Raw genomic sequence first — 9818 nt, forward strand, 5'->3', positions numbered from 1 at the left:
CCTGCAGCGTCTCGGCGGCAAGGGGGCATTCATGAGCCGGGGCTGCACGCCATACGAGGGCCGCAGGCCCGCCCCGACGACATAGGTCAGTTCGTTGGTGTAGTAACGGAAGTTGCCGCTGTCGCCGATGGCATCCATCGCGGCGCGGGTGGAGAAGAAGGACCCGGTGAACTCGATGACATCGCCCAGGCGCAGCGAACGCGCCGGCACGGTGCTGCCGTTGGGCACCATCACGCCATCGCCGTTGGGAGACAGGTCCGCATGCGCCGGGTAGTTGTCGAACACGACGCTGCAGCCATCGTTGGCCCCCACAACGCCGTTGTAGCCGCTGTTGGGCTTGAGCAAGGCCCCATCGGGCGGCTTGGGCACCACGGGGCAGGCCGCGATGTCGTTGAAGCCCGCCGTGTAGGTGCTGTTGTCCAGCAGTGTGCCCGGGCTCATCCAGCCATAGCCGGTGACATGCGGATCGTCGAAGCGGCGGACAAAGGACTGCCCGCCCCCTTTTTGCGCCTGCTGGTAGTACTGGTTGACGATCAGGCGGGGCGCGGTGACGCCGGCCACCCCGCTGTTGTCGATGATCTCCACGCCCCAGGTGCGGTTCTTGAAGTAGTTGGCGACGAAGTTCAGGTAGGCGCCCGGCCCCTTGTCCTGCGGGCGGCCCGCGCTGTCCACGGTGTCGTTCGGGCCGAAGCCGATCTCGTTCCAGTCCTCGCCGCGCTCGCGCCCGTGGCGCGAGCGCCCGACGAAGCCGAAGCGGGTCACCAGCGTGCCATCGGCCAGCTTGAACTGGGTGGTTTCCAGTGCGGGCGCGGGCGCTGGAGACACCAACCCAGCCCCGTTCGGCGGAAAAGGCGCCGCCGTGGTGCTGACGGACCCGATGGAGTTGTCACTGCCGGGGGACTTGAATTCCACCTCGAACAGCGAGTAGCCATATTGCGTCGCACGGGCCACCCCTTGCAGCCGCACATAACGGACATTGGCATTGAGATTGAAGAATTCCTCGGTGCCGCCCTGCCCGCCCATCACATAGCGCAATTGATACCAGGTCGCGCCATCGTCCGAGACCTCGATCAGATACTCCTTGCCGTATGCATTTTCCCAGACGAGTTTCAGGTATCCGAGCTGTGTCTTGGCGCCGAAATCGAATTGGATCCAGGCGTCATCGGTGTAGGCACTTTCCCAGCGGGTCGTGCCGTCGCCGTCGATCGCCTTCGACGCCGTGTTGGTGGCGTTGGCGGTGGCCGACGAGGTCGCGGCCAGCGGTCGCACGGTGACGCCGGGCTGGCTGGTGTCGACCCCCATGGGCAGCTGCAGCTGCGCCGGGGGCGACGGCAGGCGCTGCTGGGCGGATGTGCTGGGCAGCGAGGGCGCGGCCGCTGCGGGCGGAGCCTCCAGCACCGGGTCGGTGGACGGGGCGGGTGCGGGCGTCGGCGCGGGTGCGGGTGCAGGCGCGGGGGCCTCAGACGACGAGGTGCCGCCACCGCCACAAGCCGTCAGCACCTGTGCCAGCGCCAGAAGGGAGCCGAGGGTGGCCCCGCGATGGAAGCGGGTCAGGACAGAGGCTGGGGGGTGTTTGCGGTACTGCATGGTGTTCCGTGGAATGCCTCATGCCTTGAAGGGCATGGGAGGAATGGGACGGGGACCCAATAGGCAACCACCGTGCCAAAACGGAACACGCCCAAAGGGGGATTTGCAACCGTCTGCAAGTGAATCTGCCGCCCGCGCACATTCGCCGCATGGCCGGACAGGGGCAGCGCCGTGGACCGGCCACGGGAAGCAACTGGATACTCCCGCCCCGAATATGGAAGATTCCAACCCCGCACCGCGGAAAACAGCCGCGCTCAGGGGCCCCATTCAGCGTGGGCGGCGCCAGAAAATGTCACCCATGGCCGTTTTGTCCCGCTGGGCTGACAAATTTTGGCAGGCATGGCGGGCACGAAACCCGGTGACTCAAGCGCCGGCGCCGGCCTCTCCGCCGCCCAGCACACCGCAACGCAGGGCCAGGTGGGCCCAGCCGGCCAGGGTGCTCACGCCCAGCTTGTCCTTGATGACGCTCTGGTGGTTGGCCACGGTCTTGGGGCTGAGGTGCAGGGCCTGGGCGCAGCGCTGCGGGGATTCGCCCCGGGCGATGAGCTGGAAGATCTCGAACTCGCGCTGGGTGAGCGACTCCAGCAGCGAGGCCGGGCCCGGCCCCACCGCCACCGCGGGGGCCAGGCCGGGGCTGAGGTAGCGCTGGCCGCGCAGGGCCTGCTGCACGGCCGCCAGCAGGTCTTCGGGCGGGCTGCTCTTGGTGACGTAGCCGCAGGCGCCCAGGTCCAGGGCGCGGCCCACCAGCGTCTCGCTGTCGTGCATGCTGAAGACGATGACCCGCGCGTCGGGCTGGGCCTCGCGCAGGCGGCGCAGCAGCTCCAGGCCGCCGCTGCCGGGCAGGGACAGGTCGGTGATGGTGAGGTCGGGCGCCTGGGCCCGCCAGGCCGCCCAGGCCTCGTCCACATTGGCGGCCTGGGCCACCACCGTGGCCTGGCCCGACTGTTCCAGCAGGCGCTGGTAGCCGGCGCGCACCACCGGGTGGTCGTCGACCAGCAGGATGCGGATCATCGCGCGCCCTCCGCCACCGGCCACACCGGCACCCGCAGGCACAGGGGGGCACCGCCCAGGGGCGACGCGCCGGTGGAGAGATCGCCGCCGAGCTGGGGCGCCCGCTCGGAGGCCCCCAGCAGCCCCAGGCCGCGGCTGGCCCGGTCCGGGGCGAAGCCGCAGCCATTGTCCTTGATGCGCAGCTCCACGCCTCGCCCTGCCGCCGCAACTGCAGCACCGCGCGGCGCGCCTGGGCGTGGCGCTCGACATTGGACAGGGCCTCCTGCGCCACGCGGTAGACCGCCATGTCGACGGTCGGCCCCAGGCCGCCGAGCTGACCCGAAACCTCCACCCGGCAGTGCAACCCGGTGCGGGCCGCGCACCGCGAAGCCAGCGCCCGCACCGCCGCCTCCAGGCCCAGCTCGTCCAGCTCCACCGGCCGCAGACGGCGCAGGATGCCGCGCAGGCTGTCCAGCAGCTGGCGGGACGACGCCGAGATGCTGCTGGCCGAGGCCTTCAGCGCGGTGGCGTTGTCGGCATGCTGGAGGTAGGCCGCCTCCACGCGGATGGCGGTGCAGTGCTGGGCCAGTTCGTCGTGCAGTTCACGGGCCAGCATCAGGCGCTCGCGTTCCTGCACTTCGATGAGCTGCAGGGCCAGCTCGCGGTTGTGGGCCAGCAGGGCCACGGTTTCCTGCCAGCGGCGCCAGGCGTACCAGGCCAGGCCTCCGCCCAGCACGGTCAGCACCAGTGGCAGTTCGTCCACCTGCCACAGCTCCAGACGCAGGCTCTGGCTCAGGCCGGCGATGCGCTCCTGCAGGTCGAAGGCCGCCGCCAGACACCAGCCCAGCAGCGTGGCCACGAGCACCCAGCGCAGGTCGTTGCGGGCCTGGACCGAACGGCCGGTGGCATCCGAGGAAAGGGAGGGAGAAATGGGGCGGCGCATGGCGGGAGATGGTCGGGAAATGTTCCCGTGACAGTGCAATCCACATGCCATCGCCGGCCCGCCCGGACGCCCCGCTTTGACACAATTCCGAGGGCAACAACTGCTCCAGAACGGGACAGCGCCCGCCCATCCGCCAGGGATACCCTGAGCCGATGGGCGCGCGGGAAGTTTTCCCTGTCGCGGGCCGGGGTGGCTTGTTAGCGTGTGCTCCAAACTGCACAAACAAGATTCGGAGACACCCCATGCGCGCCCCTTGCCTGCGCCGCCGGCCCGGCCCCCTTTCGTCGCCGCGCCTGGCCCCCCTGGCCTGCGCCGCCCTGCTGGCCTGCCACCCCACCCTGCATGCCCAGGCTCAGGCCCAGGCCCAACAGGTGGCGGCGGTGCAGACCGTCACCGTGGTGGGCACCACCCCGCTGGGCGACAAGACCGTGCCCCTGGACCAGGTGCCCGCCAATGTGCAGACGGCCGATGCCGCCCAGATGCGCGCCCTGCAGAGCCTGAACCTGCCCGACTTCATGGGCGCCCAGTTGCCCAGCGTCACCATCAACCAGACCCAGGGCAACCCGTACCAGATGACGCTGAACTACCGCGGCTTCAGCGCCAGCCCGCTGCTGGGCCTGCCGCAGGGCCTGTCGGTCTATCTGGACGGCGTGCGGGTCAACGAGCCCTTCGGCGACGTGGTGAACTGGGACCTGATCCCCCAGCAGGCCCTGAGCGACATGGCCCTGCTGCCGGGCTCCAACCCCCTGTTCGGACTGAACACCCTGGGCGGCGCCCTGGTGCTGCGCAGCAAGAGCGGTGACACCGACCCCGGCGGCGAGGTGGAGGTACAAGGCGGCTCCTTCGGCCGCCGCAGCGTGAACCTGAGCTACGGCCAGAAGGTGGGCGAACATGGCCATGTCTTCGGCGCCTTCAGCGGCTTCGACGAGGACGGCTGGCGCGACTTCTCGCCTTCAAGGGTGCGTCAGGTCTTTCTGAAGGGCGGTGAGCGCCAGGCCGACCAGCGCTGGGACCTGAGCCTGGCCCACGGCGACAGCACCCTGGTGGGCAACGGGCTGACGCCGGAGTCGATGCTGGCGGTGGACCCGCGCCAGATCTTCACCCGCCCGGACGAGACCCGGCACCAGGCCACCCTGCTCACGCTCAATGCCTCGCGGCTGCTGGGCGATGGTTTCACACTCTCGGGAACCGCCTATCTGCGCCGGCTGAACGGCCACACCCTCAACGGCGACCTGAACGACGACTACGACGGGGTGGACGACCTGAACACCGGCGTCGAGAACCGCACCCGCACCACCGACCGCAGCCAGGGCCTGACCCTGCAGCTGAGCAAGACCGCCGGCGCCCACCAGCTGAGCCTGGGCGCGGCCTGGGACCAGGCCCACAACAGCTTCGAGCAGACCAGCGCCGAGGGCATGCTGGACGCCACCCGAGGCGTGGTGGACACCGAAGAGGCCGAGGTGGATGCCAAGATCCGCGGCAGCCAGCGCACCGCCAGCGTCTACGCCTCGGACCTGATCACGCTCAGCCCCGAGCTGCACCTGACCCTCTCAGGCCGCTACAACCACACCCGAGTGCGCACCACCGACCTGGGCCGTACCGAGCTGGGCCTGGACACGAACCTGGACGGCCAGGGCACCTATGCCAAGTTCAACCCGGCCGCCGGCCTGACGTGGCAGATCAGCCCGGCGCTGACGGCCTTCGGCGGCTTCAGCCAGGGCAACCGGGCGCCCAGCCCCATCGAGCTGGGCTGCTCCGACCCGACCAACCCCTGCGTGCTGCCCAATGCGCTGCAAAGCGACCCGCCGCTCAAGCAGGTGGTGGCCCGCACGCTGGAAGCGGGCTTGCGCGGTTGGCTCGCGCAAGACCTGCAGTGGAGCGCCTCGGCATACCGCACCGACAACCACGACGACCTGCTGTTCATCAGCAACGGCCACGCCGCGGGCTACTTCACCAATGTGGGCACCACCCGCCGCCAGGGCCTGGAGCTGTCGCTGTCGCAGGACGCGGACGCCTTCAACTGGCGCCTGGCCTACAGCCTGCTGGACGCCACTTTCCGCACGGCGCCTGCCTGCTGTCGGAATCGAACAGCAGCGCCGGCAGCAGCGATGCCTGCCCTGGCGAAGGCGAGATCGCGGTGCGCCCGGGCGACCGCATGGCCGGCCTGCCCCGCCACAGCCTGAAGCTCACCGCCAATGCCCACCTGCGCCCGGGCTGGACGGTGGGCGCCCAGTTCTCGGCCTATTCCAGCCAGCGGGTGCAGGGCAATGAAAACGGCCAGCAACAAGCCGACGGCGTGGACTTCTTCGGCTCCGGCCATGTGGGCGGCTATGCGCTGCTGGACCTGACCACCAACATCGCGCTCGGCCACGGGGTCGAGGTGTTCGCCAAGGTGGCCAATGTGTTCGACCGCCGCTACGCCACCGGTGGCTCGCTGGCCCAGAACCCCTTTGACAGCCACGGCCAGCTGCTGCCGCCGGACCAGTGGCGCAACGCGCAGTTCGCCGCCCCGGGTGCTCCACGTGCGGTGTGGCTGGGCCTGCGCTGGCGCTTCGACACGCTGGTCCTCTGACGCGAGCGCGGCCGGGCGGGCCGGCCCCGGGCTAAGCGCCTTCGGGCCCGACCCCGCCGCCCGGCGGAACCAGCACGGCCCGGTCCCGCCCCAGCGACTTGGCCTGGTACATGGCCGCATCGGCCTGGCGGATCAGGCCATCGAGCGGGCCGTCAGGCGCCTCCTGCACGGCCACACCCAGGCTGGCGGTCAGCTGCAGCACCCCGCCATCGGCCAGAGCAATGCGCAGCCGGCTGAGCTGCTCGCGCAGCCGCTCGGCGAACTGCAGGGCCTGGCTCTCGCCACAACCTTCGAGCAGGACGATGAACTCCTCGCCCCCCATGCGGGCGGCCAGGTCGCCCGCGCGCGTGGCCGTCTTCAGCGCGCCGGCCACGGCCACCAGGGCGCGGTCGCCGGCGTCGTGGCCATGGCGGTCGTTGATCGACTTGAAACGATCCAGGTCCAGGAGGACCAAGGACACCGGCCTGGCTTGCGCCGCGGCCCGGGCCAGCACCTTGGAAGCCGCATCCACGAAGCAGCGACGGTTGGGCAGGCCGGTCAGGAAGTCGGTGTTGGAGCTTTCGTTGAGCTGGGCGATCAGCTGGCTGCGCTCCAGCGCCATCTCCTCCTGGCGGCGGGCATGCTGCCGCAGGGCCGCCACCGCATCCACCACCTCGGACATCTCGTCACGCCGCCTCACCACCGGCAGGTCCACGGCATGGTCGTTGCGCGCCATGGCATGCAGCACCTGCACGGTCGCGCCCAGGGGGTCGAGCAGGCGGCGCTTGAGGGTGGCCGCCATCAGGCCCAGCAGCAGCAGCGTGGCCGCCGTCACGCTGCCCGTGATGGCCAGGGCCCAGCGCGCATCCACGGCTTCCAGCGCCACGGCGGCACTCACCCGCGCCAGCAACTGGTCGCGCAGGGCCACGATGGCCTCCATGCGCGGTACGTAGACCTGCGCGAAGCCGGCCGGATCCAGCCCGCGGGCTGCCGCCTGCCCACGGCGGTTGGCCACCGACTGGGCCAGCTCGATGCCGCTGGAGAAGTAGCTGACGTTGACGGCCCGCCAGGCGTCCCGGACCGGGTCGCCGGCGCCCGCGTCGTCCAGCCGTAAAGCCAGTTGGCCTCGGAGCTGGTCCATCCGCCCGCGGGTGCGCTCGAAGGCCAGGCGCTCCTCGAGAGTCAGCGGCCGCTGCTGCGCCAGGGCCGCCGTCAGGTGCGACCCCAGGAGGCCGGCAAACTCGCGCAGGTCGGCGGCCATGCGGGCGCTCTGAACAGGCGGTGCCTGGGCCGGGGCGGCACGCTGGAGCTCATCGGCCATCAGCGCAGTGGCCGGTCCCAGCTCAGGGATGACAGCGGCCATGGCCAGCACGGCTTGCCGGATAGCCTGCGCATCGGCCCCGCCCTGCGGCTGCGAGGCCACGGCATCCACCTGCGCACGGCCGTCTCGCAACTGGCCCAGCGCCTGTTCCAGGTGGTGCTGCGCCAGCGCCTGGCGCGGCTGGCCGGCCCGTGCGTGCAGCGCCGCGCCCAGGGCCTCCAGCGCGCGGTCCGTTCGCCCCCGGGCCTGCGCCAGCCATTGACGCGTCGCCTCGGGCGCGGAAGCGCCCTGGCCCATCAGGGCATTGGCAGGCGCCCGCTCGCGCGAGGCCATTTCCGCGGCCACCAGGGCCGTCTTCAGGTCGGCCAGGGCCAGGGCCGCCTGGTCGGCGTCGCGCAGCCGCGTCCACTCCGCCACCATCGCCCGGCTGGCCACGGCCATCGAGAACAGGGACAGCAGCAGGGCCAGCAAAGGCACCAGTCTGCGCAGCGGCATGCCCATTGCAAAACACCGAAACGTTGAAGAACCCCAGGAGAGGGATGGGCCACCGACGGCATGAAACCGGCAGCCCATGGGATGGGATGCTATCGCGACCCGCCGATGTCGGGCGGCGGCGCCGAAACCGGCTGTCCTGTTGCGTCATCTGTCCGACATCAAGAGAATCCGGGTTGACGCCAGGTTACATTGCCGGCGCTGACTGCTTTTCCTGCCCGTGCACCGACGTCTCGCTCACCGATTGATCCACAGCCTGGCCATCCTGGCCCTGCTGTTCAATGCGCTGGCACCATCGGTATCTCAGGCCATGGTGGCCCGGGCCCAGGCTGGCAATTCGGCCTGGATTGAGCTGTGCAGCAGCACCGGCATGCGCTGGGTACGGCTGGATGGCGATGGCCAGGTGGCCGAGACGCGCAGCCAGCGCCCTGCCGATGCCCCCGCCGGCCTGAGCAGCGCCGCCTGCGGCTACTGCCTGACCCACGCGGCCTCGTTCGCGCTGCCACCACTGGATCTCTCGCTGGCCTTGCCCAGCCTGTCGGTGCGCTTTGCGGCCCCGGTGGCGATCTTCGCCGCGCTTCATCCCGCGCCGCTCTGGGCCCGCCCCGAAGCGCGCGCCCCACCCCAGCTCATCGCCTGAGCCACGGCACCGCCTGACGGTGCCCTCGCATTGACGTCCCCGATGGCGCACGGCCGGGCCGTGCGCCATCGGGTTTTGCCTGGCGTCCTGGAGTTTTCCGACATGTCGCTGCGCCCTGGGGCCCGGCGGGAGCACGCTCGTGCGTGCCCCGACACCGGCGCCTGCCCATCCACGCCGTCGTCCACGCCCCCGTCCGACCGATTCCGGCGGGAGATCCTGATCGCCCTGGCCCTCAAGCTGGTGGCCCTGCTGGTGCTTCAGCACTGGCCGCTGCCGCCGCGGCTGAGCCCGGATCAGGTGGCCCAGGGCCTGGACGCGCGCCTGTCCACGCCCCCAACGCCTCCGACACCAGGCACCTCCCCCAAGGAGAACCCATGATTTCCGAATCGCTGGTGGACCTCTCGCGACTGCAGTTCGCGGCCACCGCCCTGTACCACTTCCTCTTCGTCCCGCTGACGCTGGGCCTGTCCTTCCTGCTGGCCATCATGGAGACGGTCTATGTGCTGACCGGCCAGACCGTCTACAAGGACATGACCCGCTTCTGGGGCAAGCTCTTCGGCATCAATTTCGCGCTGGGTGTCACCACCGGCCTGACGATGGAGTTCCAGTTCGGCACCAACTGGGCCTACTACTCGCACTACGTGGGCGACATCTTCGGTGCCCCGCTGGCCATCGAGGGCCTGGTCGCCTTCTTCCTCGAATCCACCTTCGTCGGCCTGTTCTTCTTCGGCTGGGACCGCCTGTCCAAGGTCGGGCACCTGAGCGTGACCTACCTGACGGCCATCGGCTCCAACCTGTCGGCGGTGCTGATCCTGATCGCCAACGGATGGATGCAGAACCCGGTGGGCGCAGAGTTCAACCCGGTGACCATGCGCATGGAGCTGACCAGCTTCTGGGACGTGGTCTTCAACCCGGTGGCCCAGGACAAGTTCGTGCACACCATCAGTGCCGGCTATGTCACCGGCGCCATCTTCGTGCTGGGCATCAGCAGCTGGTACCTGCTCAAGGGCCGGGAGCAGGCCTTCGCGCTGCGCTCCTTCCGCATCGCGGCTTCCTTCGGCCTGGCCTCGGCCCTGTCGGTGATCGTGCTGGGCGATGAGTCCGGCTACACCGCGGCCGAGACGCAGGCGACCAAGATGGCGGCCATGGAGGCCATGTGGCACACCGAGCCGGCCCCGGCCGGCCTGACCCTGTTCGGCATTCCGGACGAAGCCAACCGCACCACCCATGCCGAGGTCAAGATCCCCTGGGTGCTGGGCCTGATCGGCACGCGCAGTGCAGACAAGACCGTTCC

The 9818-nt window shown here is 70.1% G+C and carries 9 protein-coding genes and 1 pseudogene; 5 read left to right on the plus strand and 5 right to left on the minus strand.

The features are described 5' to 3' along the window. From I73_RS29490 to I73_RS34925, 4 genes and pseudogenes are all read right to left on the minus strand, one after another. Positions 1-1587, minus strand: a 1587-nt coding sequence (locus tag I73_RS29490) for a discoidin domain-containing protein (RefSeq protein ID WP_040501243.1), incomplete at its 3' end; no start/stop codon positions are given. 363 nt (positions 1588-1950) lie between these two features. Continuing rightward, entirely contained in the window at positions 1951-2598 is a 648-nt protein-coding gene (locus I73_RS20635) for a response regulator transcription factor (RefSeq protein WP_022982357.1), read from the minus strand. Then, complete coding sequence (locus I73_RS20640; protein WP_022982358.1) at positions 2595-2786, minus strand: ATP-binding protein; 192 nt, start codon at positions 2784-2786, stop codon at positions 2595-2597. Before I73_RS20640 ends, I73_RS20635 begins: the two co-directional genes overlap by 4 nt. A gap of 230 nt (positions 2787-3016) precedes the next feature. Beyond that, a pseudogene (locus I73_RS34925) lies at positions 3017-3571 on the minus strand (histidine kinase); the annotation flags it as partial. Positions 3572-3762: 191 nt separating this feature from the next. On the opposite strand from I73_RS34925, the gene I73_RS29500 reads away from it, so the two are divergent. Together I73_RS29500 and I73_RS34495 are read left to right on the plus strand one after the other, a co-directional pair. Next, a complete protein-coding gene (locus I73_RS29500; protein WP_255348172.1) occupies positions 3763-5703 on the plus strand; it encodes a TonB-dependent receptor in 1941 nt (646 codons plus the stop codon). Further along, the gene (locus I73_RS34495; RefSeq protein WP_255348173.1) at positions 5676-6092 is read left to right on the plus strand and encodes a TonB-dependent receptor; all 417 of its coding nucleotides are present in this window, start codon (positions 5676-5678) and stop codon (positions 6090-6092) included. The genes I73_RS29500 and I73_RS34495 overlap by 28 nt, the downstream gene beginning before the upstream one ends. 31 nt (positions 6093-6123) lie before the next feature. On the opposite strand, the gene I73_RS29505 is transcribed toward I73_RS34495, so the two are convergent. Beyond that, entirely contained in the window at positions 6124-7887 is a 1764-nt protein-coding gene (locus I73_RS29505; protein ID WP_022982360.1) for a diguanylate cyclase, read from the minus strand. 217 nt (positions 7888-8104) lie between these two features. Between I73_RS29505 and I73_RS29510 the strand changes: the two genes are divergently transcribed. From I73_RS29510 to I73_RS20670, 3 genes are all read left to right on the plus strand, one after another. After that, on the plus strand, positions 8105-8524 hold the full coding sequence (locus I73_RS29510) for a DUF2946 domain-containing protein (RefSeq protein WP_040501240.1): 420 nt from the start codon (positions 8105-8107) through the stop codon (positions 8522-8524). A 102-nt stretch (positions 8525-8626) separates the two neighbouring features. Beyond that, positions 8627-8902 carry a hypothetical protein gene (locus tag I73_RS20665; RefSeq protein ID WP_148289877.1) on the plus strand — a complete coding sequence of 92 codons (276 nt, stop codon included), beginning with the start codon at positions 8627-8629 and terminating at the stop codon, positions 8900-8902. Next, a partial coding sequence (locus tag I73_RS20670) for a cytochrome ubiquinol oxidase subunit I (RefSeq protein ID WP_022982363.1) occupies positions 8899-9818 on the plus strand: 920 nt, incomplete at its 3' end. The genes I73_RS20665 and I73_RS20670, both read left to right, overlap by 4 nt.

The organism is Ideonella sp. B508-1, assembly GCF_000333615.1.
Classification (GTDB): domain Bacteria; phylum Pseudomonadota; class Gammaproteobacteria; order Burkholderiales; family Burkholderiaceae_C; genus Ideonella.